Origin of the sequence: Christensenella minuta (assembly GCF_003628755.1) — a bacterium.
Classification (GTDB): Bacteria; Bacillota; Clostridia; order Christensenellales; family Christensenellaceae; genus Christensenella; species Christensenella minuta.
This window is the reverse complement of sequence record NZ_CP029256.1, coordinates 2,918,611-2,938,908: the sequence shown is the minus strand read 5'-3', so window position 1 is coordinate 2,938,908 and position 20,298 is coordinate 2,918,611. Positions and strand designations below refer to the sequence as shown.

Genomic DNA, 20,298 nt, shown 5'->3' with positions numbered 1-20,298 from the left:
GCTTAATCCGGCAGGCGCAGGTTGGTCCTGACTGTAAAAAATTCGTCGTCTATCTCAATCAGCAATACGCTGTGATATTTTTCGCAGATTTTCCGCATAACAGAAAGGCCGTAGCCATGTCCGGCGGCGTTTCTTTTTGACGTTGCGATATGCCCCTCCGCGTCGGTTCGAATGGTTTCAGCTTTTGGATTCCGGCATACAATCACAAGGAAATTCCCTTTTTTCTGCATTTTAAAGCGAATCCGGCGCTCCCTTCCCTCCGGCAGCTCTGCACAAGCGCGGATTGCGTTATCGAGCATATTGTAGAGCAGGCTGCACAAGTCGTTGTCGCTCAGGGAAAGCTCCTGCGGCACGCCAAGCTCCGCATCGATTTCAACGTGGCTTCGCGCCGCCTTGGACGCCTCGCCGTTTAAAATTGCGCTGACCAGCATATTTTCCGTGTATCGGCGCAGGCCGGACGCATCCACCGCTTCGGACAACTCCTCGAGATAGGCTTGCGCCTTTTGTTCCTCGCCGTTTTTGAGTAAAATGCGCAGCGCGGCAATATGATGCCTGATCTCGTGCCGCTGCTCGTCTGCCCGGCGCATATACGCTTCCATACCCCGCATGTTTTCCAGCACAGTTTCATTTTTCAGCGCCAGCATATTGCGTTCCGTCCTGACAGAAATGTTCCGCCGAATAAAATCGAGAAAAATGATGACCAGACCAGCTATTGAAAGGCAAATGGAGAATATATTGTTAAACGCAACCGCCCTTCCGGATACAAACGAGGAAAACGGTCTCCATACATCTTCCGCAAATACACTGTCCGGCGCGAAAAAGAACGCGCAGGCAAGAAGCGCCGCATAGCCTGCGCCAAAGGCCGCAATGTATTTCCCAAGCGCCGCAAAAACCGGCTTTTTCGCGCGCCATTCAAAAAAGCACAGTGCGGCAAAAAGCATTAGTGTGCCAAACGCAACCCACCCCTCGTTTCCCGCTTCGTAAAACTCGCCTGCCCAGGCATTATCCAGGGCCTGCAAGATGGTCGCGGCGGCATGAAAAGCGACCGCGCACAGCATAGCAATCCGAAAGCCCTTACGCATATAGCAGGAAAAAAACAGCAGCAGCAGGTCTGCATACAGGGCGGAAACCAAATAACCGGCGAGGTTCGTTCCAATGCTGTAATACGCGGCTGTGGAAGTATATACTTGGCCGATCATCGCACACAGGAAAAATGCCGCGAGCAGCGCAACCGGCCAATCCGGAATTCCAGACAAGACCGCGTACACCAAAAGGACAAGCAGGAGGACAGCCGCCGCGGCAAACACGCCGGAAAGCGCAAGAGGGCGGGCGGAATCCACCACCGGGTACGAGGCGACCGTGTCGTCGTTCTGCATGGTCGGATAGGCGGGAACCATCGGTATATCATCCGCAAAATAGGTGACGACTGTAAGCGTCCCGCCAAGGTAATCATCCGGCAGGGTTACATACTGCGTTTTGAACGCATCCCTGTTCTTTTGAAAGAACTCCGCATCCGGCGGCAGGAATTCAACGCCCTGCTCCGGCGTACCGGGAATATCCGAATGCAAAAGCGTTCCATCTAGGTAGACGCTGATTTGCCGGTTCAAATATTGAAACTTCAATGCGGCGTTCTCGAGCGGCTCTTTCATCACTCGCTCCGCCGCGACCGCGTTCCCCACGGTTCCCTCTACCTCGACAAGGTAACCATCCTCCTGGTGTGCCTCATACCCTGCGTTTCCGGCTTCGTCATAATACCGCCAGTCCGTTTCATATTCGGGCGTTGGGAAAAGGAACACACTGTCAAATTTTGCCGTGGACACCTCGCCAAAAAAGAACACTATAAATATCACAGCCATGCACAGAAGGACGGCTCCTGCCACTGCGGTCCATTTTCGTTGCGGTTTATTTCCCATAGTTCTGCTCCTGCCCTGATATGCCTGTATGCTGCTTCATGGAAGCGCAGCCCGCCTTATGCCGCCCGTTTTCCCTTCCTGCGCAGGCTCGCCGCCGCACCCGTACATGCTCCGCCCGCTAAAAAGCCCATCCAGAGATACCCGTCCGCGGGGGATGCGTCTCCGGTCTTGGGCGCGCCTTTTTGCTCCTTCTCCTGCGCTGCCGGCGCTGTTATTGGATCTGTTGTGGGAGCGGCCGTGGGCTGAGCCGACGGCTGCACGGTGGGAGCGGCCGTCGGCGACGGCCCGGGCCGGTCTTCCGGTTCCTGATAGAGCAGCACCGGGAAAGGACGATATTCGTTTTCCACCGTTCCCGCGCCCGAATAGTTGTTCAGGTAAACCTGCTTTTGCGTCTTTGAAAGCGCGAATCCGTGCGGGCCGTCCGGCACGGTGACAGCAAGAATGCCGTTTTCATCCGTTTGTGCCCAAACCGGGTCTCCCCCGTCCAGATAGTAGGACACCGGCAGGTTGGCCGCAGGATTTCCGCCGTTGTCCTGCACCCTGACCGTTATGGTATAATTCCCGGGCGTATATCCGCTTTCGGGTACAATTCTCCCTTCCGTGCTTCCCACGGTGAGCGGCTTTTGCCCATTGTCCGTCTGCGCGAGGACATATGCCTCCACCGTTTCAAGCTCCCCGCCGATCTCTCCGACGAGCGGGAGGGCGGCGAGCATCGTATAATCATTCCCGCCGTTCATCACGAAGTTGTTGGATACCAGCATCATTTGCGTGGCCGCATCGTCTTTTTGAAGCGGCGTGCCGCTTCCATCCAAATATACTTCTTTTATTTTCCTTCCCGCCTGCGCGGACGGATCATAGGTAAAGCGAATGCCGCTTACCTGCAGGAAACCGCCGCTCGGCTGCCCGGAAAGCAGGCCGGTGCCGCTGTCCTGCCCGGTGATCGAGGACACCGATACTTCCAATATCTCATATAAAACGGCAGGAGTAATTTGCTTCATCATCAGCGTATTCGAGAAGGGGAACGCACTCACGAGGTCTCCTTTGGTAAGCGTGCCGTTGGCAAAGGACGCGCGGATACCGCCGCCGTTTTCCATACCGATCACGGGATTGCTGCGGTAGGCTTCCATTCCGGCAGCGGTATCGAGGAAGGCCTGCGCCGCATCCCGGTAGGCATCCGCCGTAAAATTTCCCAGATTGGTCTCCACGATCCGCGGTTCCGCAATTCCATCCACATAGCCGCCCCACAGGGTATTGGTCACCTGGCAAAGCTCTTTTGCAAGAAGCTCCTGCCGGCTGTTGTTCACCGCATCGATTTTGGCCGTCACTCCCGCATCGGGTGTGACCGCCAGCATATCGTCGTAGGAAAGCATATTCCCGGACACCGTTACATTTCCGGAGCCGTCAAAGTGCAGGATGATTTTCCCAAGGCGGTTCAAGGCCGTGCCCGTCTGCGCGATGAATACCCCGTTTACCGTTTTTTCCTCCAGCGTGTGGCTGTGTCCGTCGATAATGACGTCAAGCTGATCCTGGTAGGCGTCCGTCATGGCTTCCGCCAGTTTGCTGCTGTCGCAGGGGACGTTGGTATATTCCCCGAGATGGGCGACCGCAACGATCACATCCGCTCCCGCAGCCGTAAGTTCGTCTATCTCGCGCTTCGCGGCCTTAATCTCGTCTTTGAATTCCACACCCGCAATGCCGCCCGGATTTGTCGCCGTGGCCGTTTTCGCTGTCGTCAGCCCGAAAAAACCGATCTTTTTGCCATCCCGCTCGATTATAACGTGGCAGCCGTTGCTTGCGCCTGATTCCAAAAGCGGATGTCCGTCTTTATAAACGTTCGCCGCCAAAATAGGAAAGGACGCGCGCGCCGCGTTGGCTAAAAACTGTTCGGTGCCGTAATCAAATTCATGGTTTCCCGCCGCCATCACATCATATCCCGCGGCGTCCATCACGTCGATCACATCCGCGCCCTGCGTAAGGGATGCAAAAGGGAGGCCCTGCGTCGCGTCGCCCGCGTCCACCAAAATGGAACCGGGCGTTTCTTTTTTGATTGCCGCCACCCGGTCAAGCCCGATGCACTTGCTGCCCGCATCGTAAGTGACCGCGCCGTGCATATCGTTGGTGTGGTAAATCACGATATCCGTGCCGCTGTTTACAGCCTGCACGGCCATCCGGCCTCCGGGCGCGCCAGATAGCACATCCGTCGCGCCTTCCCCGCCGCCTGTTCCTTCCGCTGGAACCGTCTCCCCTGCCTGTAAGGCCGCCGAAACACCGGGCGCCTGGGTATTTGCCGACTCATCCGCGGCATAACAGACCGCTCCAAGCTGGAACGCCAGCAGCACCGCCAGAACAGCCGCAAGTATCCTGCCGTTTTTTCTTATCCTCATCTTGGTTTCCCCCATCAGATCAATCCTGTACTTTATTATAACGGCAATCTGGCGGGAATGCTATTCGTTTGCCTGTTTCGGCAAATTTTTTACCTCAATGGGAATAAGACGGAATAAAACGGCTGCAAAAAAAAACGGCCCTCCGTCCGGAAAGCCGTTTCCTTCGTTTTCGATCAGCCGTCTGCCTTGCCTGCTTCACCGATATCCGCCATATGCGCGCACAGCGCCGCATATTTCATATAGTCCGCGTCACGGATAATCATTTCCAGCTCGTTATCGCCGAAAGACGTAGTCCGGCCTTCTGCGTATTGCCGGTCGACCTCGTCCTTGATTTTCCGCACCAATCCGGACTTTTTATCGATCTTCTGTACGCCGTCCAGCTTAAAGTGCGCGTTCACCCAATGGGCGATTCCCGCAAGGCCGGAATGCTCGCCAATCACCACCGTTACGGGCCGTCCCAATATTTTGTCCGTATTAAAGATATTGTAAATCTGTTCGTCCTTCAAAAGCCCGTCCGCATGGATGCCCGCGCGGGTGGAGTTGAAGTTCCTTCCCACAAACGGCGTGCGCGGATTGATGTCGTATTTCAGTTCCTTCTCGAAATAGTCCGCGATTTCCGTGATGGCGCGAAGGTCCATTCCATCCTGCGTCCCTTTGAGCTGCACATATTCGATGGCCATCGCCTCGACCGGGCAGTTACCCGTCCGCTCGCCGATTCCCAGCATGGAGCAGTTGACGGAGGACGCGCCGTACAGCCACGCCGTAGCCGCGTTACACACCACCTTGTAAAAATCGTTGTGGCCGTGCCACTCAAGCAGCGTGGACGGGACGTTCGCGTAGAACCGCAGGCCGTACACGATGCCCTGCACGCTTCTCGGGAGGGACGCTCCCGGATAGGTCACGCCGTAGCCAAGCGTATCGCACATACGGATTTTAATCGGAATGCCGCTTTCCTCGCGCAGCTTCATCAGTTCGCGCGCAAAGGGGACCACAAAGCCGTAAAAATCGGCGCGTGTGATGTCTTCAAAATGGCAGCGAGGGACGATCCCCATATCGAGCGCATCCTTTACCACCCCGAGGTATTTGTCGAGCGCCTGTCCGCGCGTCATTCCCATCTTATTGAAAATATGGTAATCCGAGCAGGAAACGAGGATGCCCGTTTCGCGTATCCCCATATCCTTTGCAAGCGCAAAATCCTTCTTATTCGCCCGAATCCACGTAGTGATCTCCGGAAACTCGTAGCCGAGCGCCATACATTCCTCAAGCGCCTTGCGGTCTTTTTCCGTATATACGAAAAATTCACTTTGGCGGATGACGCCCTTGGGACCGGAAAGCTTATGCAGAAGCTTGTAAAGGTCCACAACCTCCTTTACCGAAAACGGGATTCGGGCCTGCTGCCCGTCGCGGAAGGTGGTATCCGTAATCCATATCTCGTCCGGGAAATGCATTGGAACCGTCCGGTGGTTGAACGTGATCTTCGGCACCTGGTCGTAATCGAACATATCCTCGAACAGGTTGGCTTCCTCCACGTCCTGCAATGTATAGTTATAATCGTTTTCCTGCAGCAGGTTCGACCTGCTGTACCTGTTGTTCTCCGAAGGCATAGTTTCCTCCATTCCGTTTGCGGCCATTTTCGTTAAAATAATACGCTGATGTAAGCTGCATACTCTGTCAGTCAAGAATCCTAACGATACTGACTGCCGTTATCTTGATCGATCCGTTATCAATCGAGCATAGCAACAAATTCGGCGATCCGCTTGATTCCCTTTTCAATATTTTCACGTGAGACCGCATAAGAGAGGCGCACAAAATCGTCTGCGCCGAAGGCTGCGCCCGGAATGACCGCCGTCAGCTTCTTCTCCAGCAATTTTTCCGCAAAATCCACCGACCCTTTGATCTCCTTGCCCTCGAGCCTGCGGCCTTTGAGTTTTGAAATGTTCATCATCACATAGAACGCTCCCATCGGAGTCACGCACGACAAGCCGTCGATCGCGTTTACAAGCTTTACCATCAGCTTCCTGCGCTCATTGAACTCTTCGCGCATTTTCCTGATTTCGTCCTGCGGTCCCATCAGCGCTTCCACGCCCGCAAACTGCGCGACCGAGCATGGGTTCGAGGTCGCGTGGCTCTGGTAGCTTCCCATGATCTTGGCGATCTCCGGTGTGCTTGCCGTATAGCCGATACGCCAGCCCGTCATGGCATAGGTCTTAGAGAGGCCGTTCACCAGGATGGTGCGCGCATAAGCGTCATCCGAAAGGTTGGCGATGGAAAGATGCTTGTTTCCGTCGTATACCAGCTCGCCGTAAATTTCATCCGACACGATAAAGAAATCGTGTTTCTGGGCAATTTCCGCAATGTCCCCAAGCGTTTTCTGCGAATAAATACACCCGCAGGGATTGGAGGGGTTATTGACGATGATCGCCTTTGTCCTCTCCGTCACAGCCGCCTCGATATCCGCCGCAAGAGGTTCAAAATTATTGCTTTCCTTCGCCTCGACATACACGGGCACGCCCCCCGCCATCTTCACAAGTTCCGGATAGGTCAGCCAGTAAGGCGCGATAACCAGCACTTCGTCGCCCGGATTTACGATCGCCTGGAACGTATTGAACAGGGAATGCTTGGCGCCGTTGGAGATCACGATCTGGTTCGGCTCATAAGACAGGCCGTGATTCCTTTTCAGGTTGGCGCACACTGCCTTTTTCAGCTCCAGCGTGCCCGAAGCCGGCGTGTATTTCGTCATGCCGATACGGATCGCTTCCACTGCCGCGTCTTTGATATGCTGCGGCGTATCAAAGTCCGGTTCCCCTGCGCCAAACCCTACCACATCGAGCCCACGCGCCTTCATTTCTTTTGCCATCGCCGTGATCTTGAGTGTCAGCGAGGGCGAAATTGCAAGTGCTTTTTCGGAAAGTTGCATTTTCTACCTCCAACAAGTTCCTCTTTAAAATTTATGTAACCATGTGCTGCACACATGTATATCCCATCGTTAGCATATCTATTCTAATACAAAAGAAGGGGAAACGCAAGAGCTCGTGCGCCCCGCAAATGCAAATTTTGAAAAATAATTTTTCGTTTTGGGAAACTCTCCGTTTTTTCGTTCCCTTCTTGCATTTTAGGTCCCTAAACGATATACTATAATTAGTTGTGTACGCCTGTATCATGCATATTTGGGCGGTGCGCAGGTTGGTTTTGAGCCATATATTTCCGGCATCCCAAGACCAATCCGCCACAATAAAATGATTGGAGAATATGTAATGGCTGATTATGTGCTTACCTGTAGTTCCACTGCTGATCTTCCGACGTCTTTTGCGCGCGAACGCGGCATCCCCGTCCTGCTCTACCAGTTCTTTATGGATGGGCGTGAATATTATGACGACCAGGGCGTTTCCATTCCGACCCACGAATTTTATGAAAAAGTGCGCGCGGGTTCCATGCCCACTACGTCTATGGTAAACGCGGAGCGTTACACCGAGTTCTTTACCCCGATTTTGGAGGAAGGCAAGGATGTCCTGCATCTTGAATTTTCTTCCGGTCTGTCCGGGTCGTACAACAATGCGCTGATGACTGCCGAACAGCTGATGCAAAAATACCCCGGCAGGAAAATCTATATTGTGGATTCCCTGTCTGCTTCGCGCGGCTACGGCCTGTTCGTCCATCTTGTCAGCAACAAGAAAAACGAGGGTGCGTCCATCGAGGAAGCGCGCGATTACGCAGAAGCGCTGAAATGGAAGATCACCCACTGGTTTGCGGTGGAAAGTCTCGAACATTTGCGGCGCGGCGGGCGTGTATCCCGCGCAAGCGCGTTCCTTGGAACGATGCTCAATATCAAGCCGGTGCTCGCTTTCAATAATGAGGGAAAAATTATCCCGGTGGAGAAAATCCGCGGCAGGAAAAAGTCGCTGATCGCCATGGTGGATAAAATGGAAGAGGATATCGACAATCCGGACGGCCAGATCGTTTATGTCGGTCACGGCGACGCGCCGGAAGAGGCGGAATACGTGGCCGGGCTGATCCGGGAGCGGTTCCCCACGGTTAGGGAGACCCTCATCAATTACACCGGGCCGGTGATTGGCGCGCATTCCGGGCCGGGTACGGTCAATATCCACTATGTGGGCAAACAGCGCGTAGATATTAAATTTAAATAGGAAGAGTAAGACCGAACCCCTGCCGGGTAGGTCCGGCGGGGGTTTTTTTCGGCAGTTTTGGCCGGGTTTTACAAGAACTTAATAAATTCTTTATTTTTCCTATCTGGTATTTTCATTTCCTTCTGTTATACTGGGAATCGAAATCAACGCTTGGAGGAATTCTTTTAGATGTTTTCGGAAGTCTCTGTGGTCTTTATGGTATTGGCCGCAATCGTAGCCGCTGTCCTTGTGCTGGACCGTGTGATGACAAAAGCGGCGCCGCCGGCAGAAAAAACGTGGCTGACAGATTATCAATATGCGCATAGGGGATTGCATAACGAACGCTACCCTGAGAATTCTTTGCCCGCATTCGCAAATGCGGTAAAGCATGGTTTTGCGATCGAGCTTGACGTCCACCGCACCAGGGACGGGGTGATCGTGGTATTCCACGACTCCAATTTGAAGCGTATGACCGGCGCAGACGGAAAGATCAGGGATTACACGTTTGCCGAGCTGCGCAAGCTGCGGCTCGGCGGGACGCAGTACAAGATACCTACCCTGCGCGAAACGCTGCTGCTCATCAAGGGGCAGGTTCCCCTCCTGATCGAAATCAAGCGGAAGGGCTTTGCCGGGGACCTCGAGCGCGAGCTGTACGACATGATGGAAGCGTACGGCGGCAAATACGCCATCCAGTCTTTTTCGCCGTTTTCGGTGCGCTGGTTCAAAAAAAATGCGCCGAACGTTTATCGCGGCCAGCTCTCCTGTAATTTCTCGCTGTGCAAGGATAACTTCCCCGCCGGAATGGACTGCGTCGTCCGCTTTATCCTTTCAAAGCTGCTGCTGGTAGTACAGCGGTTGGGCGTCAATTTTATCTGCCGGCCGAATTTTATCAGCTATGAATGCCAGAAGGTGGATTCCCGCCTGATCCGCCGGCTGCGCAGGAGCGGGGCGCCGATCTTTGCATGGACCGTGCGTACGCGGGAGGAATACGAACGCGCCAGGCAGTATACAGACTCTATTATTTTTGAAAATTTTACGCCGAAGAAACGGCCTGTCTTATGGGAACAGAATAAAGCAAGCTGACAAAACCAAAGCCCCGGCCAGAGCCGGGGCTTTTTATTTTTCGTTTTTATTTATCCGTACGCGCTAAATGCCTTATGCCTCCAGCGCAAACAGCGCCTCTGCGGCCGCCTCCACATCTTCCGCCCGGAAGCCGGCCCACGACATCCCGCGCAGGTCCTGAAGACTGAGGCTGAGGTCCTCAGGATCGCCGCCGGACGCCCTCGCGTATGCGTCCGGCAGTTTCTCTTTCAGCACCGCCATCGCCCGATCGTCTTTCCGGCAGGCCTCAAGGAGCGTTTCCCAATCGTACAGGCGGCGGAAATCGCAGGCGGGCCGGTAATTGACCTTTGTTTCTCCTGCCGCCAGGACCAGCTCCCTGTCCGGAAGCTGAACCCAGGCCTCGCAATCGAAGGGAACGAGGACCTTAAGGTCGACGCTCCCGTCCTCTTTTGCCGCCCATTCCACCCGGTATTCGCCCCGCGCCGAAAGGTACGAACACTTCGCCTTTCTGATCTCACGCGAGGGGCGCGGATCGATCCGTACCCGGGAATATCCCGGCGCAAGCGGTTTTATACCCACGATATCCCTGACAACATAGTGAATCACGGAGCCGTAGGAATAATGGTTCAGAGAATTCATCGATGTGGAACTGATCGACCCGTCGTCAAGCACCGAATTCCAGCGCTCCCAGATTGTCGTCGCGCCCAGGCGGATGCAATGCATCCAGCCGGGGAAGCCATCCTGCAGCAGCAGATACTGCGCCCACCGTTCCATGCCGTTCTCCGCCAGCGTTTCGCAGATCAGCGGAGCGCCCGTAAAGCCGCATTTGATGCGATATCCGTCCTTTTTCAGCCGCTCGCGCAGCCCACGGATGATTTTTTCCTTATCCCGGTAGACGCCAAAATGCAGCGCGATGATATACCCTGTCTGAGTATCGACGCACAGGCGGCCGGAGGGTGAGAAGTATTCCCGCAGGATCGCCGCCAGGACCTGTTCCGCCAGTGCGGCATATCTTTTTGCGTCTTCCTCTTTACCCAGCAGTCCCGCCGCTTTTCCAAGCTTCCTCACGGAGGCGTAGTAGTAAACGCTCGAGATATAGGCATCGTCCGTCCCGCCCTTTACGCTTTGCGGGGTCATGCCGTCCATCGCCAGCCAGTCGCCAAACGTAAAAGCGAAATCGAACAGGCGCTTCGGTCCGCCCTCCCTCTCGCAGTCTTTTTTCGTGATCCAGTCTACCCAGTCCTTCATCAGGGGATAATGTTCCCGCAGGACCCTTTCGCTGCCGAATATATCGTACAGGGCATCCGGTATGAAGGTCGCGGCGTCTCCCCAAACCGAAGACCCGCCCGGGGTGTTATTGATGTTCGGAAGGTAATAGGCGACCGCGCCGTCATGCGCCCTTTGGTCGTTGTGCAGGTCCCACAGGTATTTGTCATAAAACGCGCGCGTATCCATGAAGAAGGACGCGGTGGGCGCGAACACCTGCGCGTCGCCCGTCCATCCCAGCCGCTCGTCCCGCTGCGGACAGTCCGTGGGCATATCGAGAAAATTGCTCTTCATCCCCCACAGCGCATTTTCCGCCAACTGGTTGAGGTCCGGATTATCCGTTTCAAGATACCCGGTGCGCTGCATCTGCGAATAAACGGCCTTGCCCACAAAATCCTCTTTCCGCAGCTCGCCCGGCCAGCCTTCCACGCATACATAACGGAAGCCCATGAAGGTAAAATGCGGACGGACCCACTCTTCGCGGCCGTCGGAGGTATAGGAAAATTCGGATTTCGCGGTCCGGTAATTTTCGTTGTAAAAGCAACCCTCCTGCAGGATCTCTCCATGCCGCAGCACAACCTTCGTTCCCTTGGGAAAGGCCGCATGAAAGGTTACATAACCCGCAAAATTCTGTCCAAAATCAAGCACGGCCTCCCCGCGCGGCGTGCGGATGACCTCCCGCACCCCGACCTTCTGCATTGCCTTCACCGGAAGGCTGCGCCTGTCCTGGAGCAGCCGCATATCTATATCGGCCGGAGCCGCCGGACGGCTCTCATTTTTCCCGCCTTCATATAACAGCCTGTTGATTCCTTCCCCGTCGTAAATATCCGAATACTCGATCTCTGAGCCGCGGTAGGTCCAGCTCTCGTCCGTCGCGACCGTTTCCACCGTGCCGTCCGTATATTCCAGCACCAGCTCCGCAATCAACGCAAAGCGGTCTCCATAGATTTCCCTGCGTCCGTCGTACCCGAGGCGGCCCTTATACCAGCCGTTTCCCAGCAGGACGGACAGGACCGCATCCCCGCGCAGCATATCTGTCACATCATAGGTCTGCGCCTGCAAGGCATAGCGGTATTCGTTCACGAAGGGCGTGAGCAATTCGTCCCCTACCTTGCGGCCGCCGATATAGGCTTCGTACAGGCCCAGCCCGCAGATATAAAGCCGCGCCTTGCCGAGCGGCCCGGCAACCCGGACCCGCTTTTCAAACACGGGATGGAACGTGTCGCCCGGCTGCTGTCCGATCCATTGCGCGCTCCACGGCTCGTTCATTTTTCCCGTTTCAAAAAAAGCGACGCCGCTTTCGCCCGTCTCTCCCCCGTTGCCGGTGACCTTCACCTGCACGTAATAAACCGTCCGCGGTGCAAGCGTGAGCTTGATCTCTTCGCCCGCACAATCGAGCCTGCCCTGCTTGCGCGCAAGTATCCGTTCCATATGCGCGTCCGCCGCCACCAATATTTCGGCGCTTTCCTGTTTTTGATCCGCCGCGTCCGCCACCCTCCATGAAACCGAAACATCGGGAAGCGCAAACCCCACCGGATTTACAATGCCGTTGATTTTTACATCCGTGACTTTCATATTTCTCCTTACAGCGGCCGCGACGCCTGCGGCCGGATCAATCCGATAACAACATTCGTCCCGGGCTGACGTTCAAGGTCTGCCCGGGACGGTTTTGCTTTCGGTCACTTTCCGCCGTACCATTCCTTCATCTCGGAATGATACGGGAGGCCGAGTATTTCGTTCACAAGCCCTTCCGCCTGCTCGAGGGACTTAGAACGCGGGTCCATCATGACCAAATCGACGAGCAGGTTTTTATCATGAGCGTCAAACGCCGCAAGCTCCATCTCCACGGGAGCGATCCTGTCGTGATACGCGTGCGCGAGGATCGCGCGCGGCAACGGATTCATGACGACCGGCTGTATCCCGTGCCGCCCGCAGAAGGCGGGCACCTCGACCTCGAAATCAAGCGGAAAACCGGGAACATATCCGTGATCGTTCAGAACATTGACCACGATGTTCCGCTCCACCCCGCAGGCAAGGGACTCGATCAGCGGGATCATCGGCTCGCCCGAATGTTCCTTCCCGGCGAGAGCCAGTACGTCCTTGGCCTCGTCGTACGCAGCCTGCTCGATCTCTTTCACGCGGTCCGCGCTCATATCAAAATATTTATTGAACCATGTATCCGGGTCCTCTTTCCAGGATTCTTCCACTTCCCTGTCCGAATGATAGGGATAGCCCCACGCGCCGCCGCCCGGATTCGCGGTGTCGCCGATCGGCATCACGCCATAGCGCCGATAGAGGTCCATTGGCTTTGGGCCCATACCGTCGCTGTATTCGCAATTCGCAAAATATTCTTCGCCGTGTTCTTCAAGCCATTTGTCAAGAAGCGGAAACGCATTTTTACCCTCATAATAAAATTCGTTCATCCAGACAAAATGGTTGATTCCCGGAATTTCGCACGAAACTTTCCCGATGTCGAGGCCCATGGTCTTCGCCATCGTCCGGATCATTCCGGTTCCATGGCACAGGCCGACCATTTTCATTTCCGGATACTTGCGGCGCAGGTAGGTTGTCGCCGCCATTACCGGATTCGATACCAGCAGATACCAGGCGTTCGGGCAAATCCGCTTGATGTCGAGCTGCACATCCTCGATCATCCGCAGCTGGTAAAAATTGATCCAAAATGCCTCGTCGTGCATAATGTGCATACTGCCGCCCATCCGGTAGCCCCACTTTTTGGCGATGCTCCACCCTTCTTTCCAGCCCCTGTAACCGCCGATGAGGATGGTATTCACCACAAAATCCGCACCCGTGAGCGCTTCCTCGCGGCTGGTCGTTTTGGAAATGTTAAGCCGTATTCCCATCTGCTTGGCGAGCCGCATACACAGCGTATACGATGCGTCGAGACGCTTTTCGTCGATATCCATAAAGCAGATTGCACTGTCCTGGAGATTTTCTGTAAGGCACAGGTCACGGATCATGTTCAGGGAAAAAATTCCGCTTCCTGCGCCGAGTATACTGATTTTTACTGCCATAATAAGTTCTCCTTTACTTAATCGAGCCGACCGTGAGGCCTTTTACAATGGATTTGCTGAAGATCAGGTAGACGATGAGCGGTACGAGAGCGCTGATCGTGAGCCCCGCAAACAGGTATGTGGGGTCTCCGAATTTCTGGGATGAAAGCGCGGCCAGCGCCACGGTGAGCGTCCGCTTATCCGCCGCCTGCAAAAGGATCATCGGCCGGAACAGGTCGTTGCATACCACCAGGAAATTGAAGATCGACGAAATGGCGATCGCCGGTTTTCCAAGTGGGATCAGAATGTTTTTGACGATCTGGAAATATCCAGCCCCATCAAGCTTGGCCGCCTCGAATATCTCCTTGTCGATCGTGATAAAGTTACTCCGCAGCAGCAGGATCGTGTTGGGAAGCATGGCTGCCGTCGTCGCGAGGATCACCCCCGTATAGGTATTGATAAGCCCCATTTTCGCGTACATGACATAGAGCGGGATCATGATGACCTGCGCGGGCAGGAACATCGTACAAATGATAAAAAGGTAGGCCGGGCTTTTTCCCCTGAATTTCATCCGCGCAAACGCATAGCTGGCAAAGAGCGCGCATACGAGGGTGAGCACCAAGCTCCCCGCGCTGATAATCAGCGTATTCCCAAGGTAACGCCCGATACCGAACTTGTTGAACAGTGCGATATAATTGTCAAGCGTGGGCGCCGAGGGCAGCGCAAAGGCGTTGGAATAATATTCGATTTTGTCCTTCATGGAGTTAAGCGTCATGAAAATCAGCGGGTAGAGGAACACGACTACCAGGGCGACCAGTATCGCGACCAGAAGCGCCCTTCCCAGCTTGTTTTTCCATGTTCTTTGCATTGTATTATCCCTCCCAGCTGTTTTGTTTATCCGAAATCCGCAATTGTATCACGGTAAAGACCAAAACAATGATAATCAGGAGCACCGCCAGTGCGGACGCATACCCGTACTGCGAATTGGCGGAGAAAGATTTCAAATAAATCATATAATCGATCGTTGTCGTTTCGTATCCCGGCCCGCCGCCCGTAAGGGCGAAGATATACGGGAATATCCCCGTGAAGACCCACATGACCGATACGATACACGAATATTCGACCGTGCGCCCGAGCATCGGGAAGGTAATCTTGAAAAGCCTTTTCCAATAGCCTGCGCCGTCCAGTTTCGCCGCCTCATACAGTGAGGGCGGAATGGACGCGAGCCCCCCGAGGGACAGCAGGCTTTGCCAGCCGATATTGACCCATACCAGGCAGATCAGGACGACGATCCTTGCCGTCGTTCCGTTCTCGAGCCAGCCAATGGATTCTTCTATAACGCCAAGGCCCTTGAGCAGCAGGTTGACCGGGCCTTCGTAACCAAACATCACCATAAACAGGTAGCCCACGATGACCGCCGAAATGACCTGCGGAATGTAGTAAACCACCCGGTATACCCTCCACCCCGGCACTTCGTCATTGATGAAAACCGCGATCATCGTTCCGATCACGATCTGGATCGGAATGAACAGCAAAAACACGAAATTGTTTTTCAGCAGCAGGTAAAACTGCGAACCCGACAAAATATCAACATAATTTTTGAAGCCTACAGGATCAGGGGCGCCGACCCCGTTCCATTGTGTAAAGCTTGTGGCAACCGTCTGCACGAGCGGATATCCGCACATGATGACGATCAGGATCAATGTAGGTGCTATGGAAAGCCATGCCTGGTATTTTTCCCTCCGTAGCATGCGAGACTGTTTGATCTTCATAGCGCCCCTCCTCTTGCGTAATTTCGTAAATCATATGCATGTGCTGCGGCCGGGCCGCAGCACATGCATGAACCATCTTGCATCCGTTTCTTTTATTCTGCCGCGGCGGCAACTCCATCGAGGTCCTTTGCCAAATCTTCCGGCGTCATCTGGCCGATAACGACCTGGGCCGACATCGCCATTAATTCGGCAGCCACATCGGGCTTCAGGAGGTTATCTACCCAGAATACATAGCCCTGCGCCGCTTCATACATCTGTTCGTAAACCGGACCCGCTTCGATATTCAGCTCTTCTGCCGTTACATCCGTACGCAGCGGCAGTTTGCCCATATGGTCCGCAAGCTCTGCATGAACTTCTTTGCTGGCAAGGAATTCCAGGAACTTAACCGCCATATCCTGGTTCTCGCACGTTTGGGAGATCGCAAGGGCCTGCCCCGCGCCGCCGATGCCCGCGTTCTTCGTCTGGGCGTCCGCCGGGGACGGAGGAGCAATGAAGCCGACATTTTCGAGCCCCAGCGCTTCAACGATCGTCGAGGCTTCGCCGTTCCCGCCTGCCAGGATTGCCGCATCCCCAATGAGGAAGCTCGCCTTGTCGTCAGCGGAGGCAACGCTCGCATAGTCCGCGTTCATCAGCCCGTTCGCATACATCCCGGCCGGTATCTTGAAGGACTGGAGGAAGCCTTCGTCGTCCGTGAACGATGTTTCTCCGCTTCCGTCGGATACGACGCGGTCTTTGCCCGAAATCTGCTGCCAGTAAGCCGCAAAGACGGACAGATATCCTTTTGACCAGCCGCTGTCGGCCGCATATACAGGCGTGTAGCCCTTATCCTTTATTGCCTGCAGGTCGTTAAGAAAAGCATCGAGATCGGCCGGGGGATTCTTGTCATAGTCAAGCCCGCAGTCCGCGAGGATCTGTTTGTTGTAGAAAAATCCGTTGATCTCGTTACCGCTCGTGGGATATGCCAGTATCTTTTCCTGGCCGTCTTTTGCGAGCGTTGTGGCATCCCACCCAACCATATTATCCTTCGTATCCTGGGAAATCAAGTCCGTAAGGTCTACCACAAGGTCTTCGAGCTGGAACAGCGTGTTCCCGGACCATACGTTGATGATATCCGGGCAATCGTTCGTCATCGCAGCCGCCTTGAACATCTGGGGCAGGGAACCGTCGTCCGTGATTACCGTGTAATCGATCTTTACGCCGGGATTCGCTTCCTCGAACTCATGAATCTTCTGGACGATGAACCACTCGTCCTCCGGCGTCTGCATATCGGCTTCGTTTGCCATAGCGGGCGTGACCCAATATTTGAGCACAATTTCCCCGCCCTGGGCTTCGCCCGACGCGGCGCCGCCCGTTTCTGCCGATCCGCTTTCAGACTGGCTTGCCTCTGACGGCGCCGTTGTGCCGCCGGGCCCCGCGCAGCTGGCACAGGCGGCAACCAACACCAATACCAATACCAGAGCAATTACTTTTTTCATTTCCTATTCCTCCCTTATCTAATATGAATTGAATTTTGTAGTTTTTCCTACAAACCACATGAACTGCCTGAATTTTCGTCAGACAAACTTTTTTGGGTTCCAAACGTTACTGCTTGTTATGGCATCTGCCAAAATAAAATGTTTTTACAATTTGATACCGGGCTACATTCCAATCTTAGGTTTTGCCCGCTTCACTGTCAACCGTTCCGGGGATAGTGTTTACATATCGACCTTGAAGATTTAAAAATTTCCCCTCCGCCTTATATCGCCACGCATTCGACGCCAAGGTAGCCGGCCAGCATTTTCCACCGCTTTGCCACGGAGCCAATGTTGATGACCTCGTGATGCGTTCCGCCGTTGCGCGCCCAGCCCTCGATACAGCGCTCTATCCCGCTGTTCGGCCGCCAGAAGAAGTAGGGCATTTCGCAGCGCTCGAGGTCTGACTTCGGGAGCATTTCCCCGTCGCAAACCAGCAGCCTGAACTCATCTCCCACAAGGGGCGTCAGGGACGTCAGCGTCGCCGGCCCCACCTCGGGCGTGAAGATCGGCGTCGGCGGATTTTCAAGGCCGCCCTCCCCGAGGTAGCGGTCGATCAGCCGGGGCTTCATATCCTTCCTGTGAGTCGCCCAGTTGGCCTCTCCCGCATGACAGAAAATGATCGCCTGTTTCTCAAAATCCATGGAATACATCTCGGTAAAATTGCCGTCCGCGTTTCCAATGCAATGGGCTGCGCTGACCATGGAAGCGCAAAGGGAATCTCCCTCGGCGGCATATCCGTATCCGTCCGCCATCAGGTGCGAGGCGGCCATCAGCGGAAGCTGCCTTATGCGCAGGTCGTTGGCGGCAAAATCAAAATGCAGCGTGAAGGCATCGAAGCCGCCGTCTTCAAGGAACTTCTTTATTCCCAGATACATCTGCGTTGCATAGGCGTGGCTGTCATAAGTAAGGTTCGGATCGATATCGAATATCCTCTTGTCCCGCTGGATCGATTCGTCGATCTCCCGTTTGGTGACCGTTTCCATGCAGGAATAAATGGAGCCGACCGTCTCGTGGCAATACTCAGGCCCGATCTTGCGGAGCACAGCCATTTCATCCGCAAGGATGTCGTTCATGCCCGTCATCTTCCCGATAACGGCAACCTTCATCCGCCGCAAATGCTGCCGGGTCTGCGCCGCCTTGGCAAAATCTTCCACAAACGCGCGGAACCCGGCGCTTTTCCTGTCTCCGGCAAAAATCGGGCAGGGTATCCGCAGGCGGGCGATCGCGTTGGCGTTATCCTGCGCGCCGTGCAACCCCTGGTTTACCGTCAGTTCCAGTTCTTCCCAGTCGTCCTTCACCTCGTGGTCGGGCTGGACGACCGCAAGCGCGACCGGGAGCCGGTTGTCCTGCAGCGGATGCACCAGCCACGCCCCCTGGCTGTAGGTCAGCAGGACGATCAATATTCCGTCGAGCTGCATCTGGTTGAATTCGCGCATGATGTTTGCAATACTTTCCCGGTCCGTAGCGGCGCCGGGAAAATAAATGTCCGCCGCGTCCGCCGCGTCTGCCGCGATCTCCCGCGCATACGCCTCCTGCCGGGCGATAATCCCCGGAAAAATCGGTTCGTAGCTTCCCGCCATCAATCCGAGCAATCCAATTTTAGGCTTTGTAAATGTTGGCATGCTAACTCCTCCTGTCAATTCCTTTTGTAGATTTCTTTGGTTGCCTGGTACAGCTCCTTGTACGCGCCGTATCCCGCATCATAAACTTCCCTGTTTTTTTCGCCCGGCATACTCAGGGCCGCTGTTTCCTGCGCCCCGGCCGCCTCTTCCAAGCCCGGATACCACCCCATCGAGCATGCCGCCAGCATTGCGACGCCAAGGCTCGCGCATTCCGTTTGGCGCATCGTGACCAGCCGTTTTCCGCAAACATCGGCTTTGATCTGCCGCCAGATGCTGCTTTTGGCCGCACCGCCAAAAGAGCGCACTTCCCTGATATCCACATGTGTCCGGCGCTCTATCATCTCCAGGTTCTCGCGCAGCATATAGGCGACGGCCTCGAGGATCGCCCGGATAAAGTGGGCCTTCGTGGCGCCCAAGGTCAGCCCCGCAAAAATCCCCCGCATCGAAGGATTGTTTTCCGGCTGAAGCATTCCCGTAAAATAGGGAAGCGCCACGAGTCCGTCCGCACCCGGCGGAATGGCAAGCGCCATTTCACAAAGAACGTCGTAAACGTCCCTGCCTTCCTGCGCCGCCGCTTTCGTTTCTTCGGTGCAGAACGTATCCTTGAACCATTTCAGCACCATTCCCGAGGTCGGGCAATACGGCGTATAATAGAATTTTCCGGGCAGCACGTGGCGGTAGACGATCACGCCGTCCGCATGATCGAAGCCGTCCCCGTCGGTGGTCGCCATAATGACCAGCGCCGTCCCCGTCGTTTCCGTTACGATCCCTTCCTCAATATTGCCTCCGCCGACGGCGGCCGCGATTTGGTCCATCGCTCCCGCGAAGATGCGCACCGTTTCCGGCAGGCCCAGCCGCTGCGCGGCTTCGGCCGTGAGCGTCCCGACTTCTTCCCCACACTCCACCAGCTCCGGCATCTTGCCCTTATCAAGGTGAAGGGCCGCAAACATAGCATCCCACCATCTGTCGTGGCGCGTGTCGTAGTAGCCGGTGGAGCATTGGATGGTCCTTTCCGATACGAACCTTCCGCACAGGCGAAGCAGCAGGTAATCTTCAAGCAGCAATATTTTATGGGCCGCCCGGTAGACCCCGGGCTCGTTGTCCATGAGCCATTTTACCTTTGCCGCGGGGCACAATCCGTCTGCCGCCGGCAGACCCGTCCGATGATAAAATTCCCGATGCAGGGGCAGCGCGGCGATCTCTTCCGCTTCCTTCTCCGCACGCCCGTCGAGCCACACGATCGCATTCCTGAGCGGCACTCCCCTGCGGTCGACCGGGATCAGCGTTTCACCCTGCGAAGAAATGACAATTCCTTTCACGCCCTGCCGGACCGCATCCGTCGCTATTGCGTCAAAGCCGCTGACCAACGCTTCAAAATACCGTTCGGCCTCAAGCTCCACGATATTCCCTTCCTTTGCGTGCAGCGAATATTCTTCCGCCCCAGACGCGATATTCTCTAATTTCCTATTGAACACGCACGTCTTTACCGACGTGGTGCCGATATCAAATGTAAGCAGATACTCTTCTTGCCGTGCCATAATACCCCCGCGCTGATTTTACGTTGACCGCCGAATAAAACTAGGATTTACAGGTTGTTCATTTCGATTGATGAAAAGAAGTAAACAAAAGA

The 20,298-nt window shown here is 55.1% G+C and carries 13 protein-coding genes; 2 read left to right on the top strand and 11 right to left on the bottom strand.

Going from position 1 to position 20,298, the window contains the following annotated elements; all coding sequences use genetic code 11:
- Positions 1–2: 2 nt before the first annotated feature.
- The 4 genes from B1H56_RS14175 to B1H56_RS14160 all read right to left on the bottom strand — a co-directional run bounded on the left by B1H56_RS14175 (position 3) and on the right by B1H56_RS14160 (position 7,214).
- Positions 3–1,913 (bottom strand): sensor histidine kinase, encoded by a 1,911-nt coding sequence (locus B1H56_RS14175; protein ID WP_066523036.1) that lies wholly within the window; start codon positions 1,911–1,913, stop codon positions 3–5.
- Between the two features lie 56 nt (positions 1,914–1,969).
- Entirely contained in the window at positions 1,970–4,297 is a 2,328-nt protein-coding gene (locus B1H56_RS14170; RefSeq protein ID WP_066523038.1) for a 5'-nucleotidase C-terminal domain-containing protein, read from the bottom strand.
- A gap of 173 nt (positions 4,298–4,470) precedes the next feature.
- On the bottom strand, positions 4,471–5,901 hold the full coding sequence (locus tag B1H56_RS14165; protein WP_066523039.1) for a hydroxymethylglutaryl-CoA lyase-like TIM-barrel protein: 1,431 nt from the start codon (positions 5,899–5,901) through the stop codon (positions 4,471–4,473).
- A gap of 119 nt (positions 5,902–6,020) precedes the next feature.
- A complete protein-coding gene (locus B1H56_RS14160; RefSeq protein WP_066523040.1) occupies positions 6,021–7,214 on the bottom strand; it encodes a pyridoxal phosphate-dependent aminotransferase in 1,194 nt (397 codons plus the stop codon).
- Between the two features lie 337 nt (positions 7,215–7,551).
- On the opposite strand from B1H56_RS14160, the gene B1H56_RS14155 reads away from it, so the two are divergent.
- The gene (locus B1H56_RS14155) at positions 7,552–8,442 is read left to right on the top strand and encodes a DegV family protein (RefSeq protein ID WP_066523041.1); all 891 of its coding nucleotides are present in this window, start codon (positions 7,552–7,554) and stop codon (positions 8,440–8,442) included.
- A 168-nt stretch (positions 8,443–8,610) separates the two neighbouring features.
- On the top strand, positions 8,611–9,504 hold the full coding sequence (locus B1H56_RS14150; RefSeq protein WP_066739703.1) for a glycerophosphodiester phosphodiesterase family protein: 894 nt from the start codon (positions 8,611–8,613) through the stop codon (positions 9,502–9,504).
- A 72-nt stretch (positions 9,505–9,576) separates the two neighbouring features.
- Here the strand turns inward: B1H56_RS14150 and B1H56_RS14145 are convergent, their stop codons facing one another.
- The 7 genes from B1H56_RS14145 to B1H56_RS14115 form a co-directional block, all read right to left on the bottom strand.
- Entirely contained in the window at positions 9,577–12,324 is a 2,748-nt protein-coding gene (locus tag B1H56_RS14145) for an alpha-L-rhamnosidase (protein WP_066523042.1), read from the bottom strand.
- A gap of 104 nt (positions 12,325–12,428) precedes the next feature.
- Complete coding sequence (locus B1H56_RS14140; RefSeq protein WP_066523043.1) at positions 12,429–13,781, bottom strand: family 4 glycosyl hydrolase; 1,353 nt, start codon at positions 13,779–13,781, stop codon at positions 12,429–12,431.
- Positions 13,782–13,794: 13 nt separating this feature from the next.
- Positions 13,795–14,628 carry a carbohydrate ABC transporter permease gene (locus B1H56_RS14135; protein WP_066523044.1) on the bottom strand — a complete coding sequence of 278 codons (834 nt, stop codon included), beginning with the start codon at positions 14,626–14,628 and terminating at the stop codon, positions 13,795–13,797.
- Between the two features lie 4 nt (positions 14,629–14,632).
- Positions 14,633–15,532 (bottom strand): carbohydrate ABC transporter permease, encoded by a 900-nt coding sequence (locus B1H56_RS14130; RefSeq protein WP_066739701.1) that lies wholly within the window; start codon positions 15,530–15,532, stop codon positions 14,633–14,635.
- A 92-nt stretch (positions 15,533–15,624) separates the two neighbouring features.
- Entirely contained in the window at positions 15,625–17,007 is a 1,383-nt protein-coding gene (locus tag B1H56_RS14125; RefSeq protein ID WP_066523046.1) for an extracellular solute-binding protein, read from the bottom strand.
- A gap of 260 nt (positions 17,008–17,267) precedes the next feature.
- Complete coding sequence (locus tag B1H56_RS14120) at positions 17,268–18,668, bottom strand: L-fucose/L-arabinose isomerase family protein (protein ID WP_066523047.1); 1,401 nt, start codon at positions 18,666–18,668, stop codon at positions 17,268–17,270.
- 14 nt (positions 18,669–18,682) lie between these two features.
- Positions 18,683–20,206: a xylulokinase gene (locus B1H56_RS14115; protein WP_121419020.1), complete on the bottom strand. Its 1,524-nt coding sequence runs from the start codon at positions 20,204–20,206 to the stop codon at positions 18,683–18,685.
- Positions 20,207–20,298: the final 92 nt, after the last annotated feature.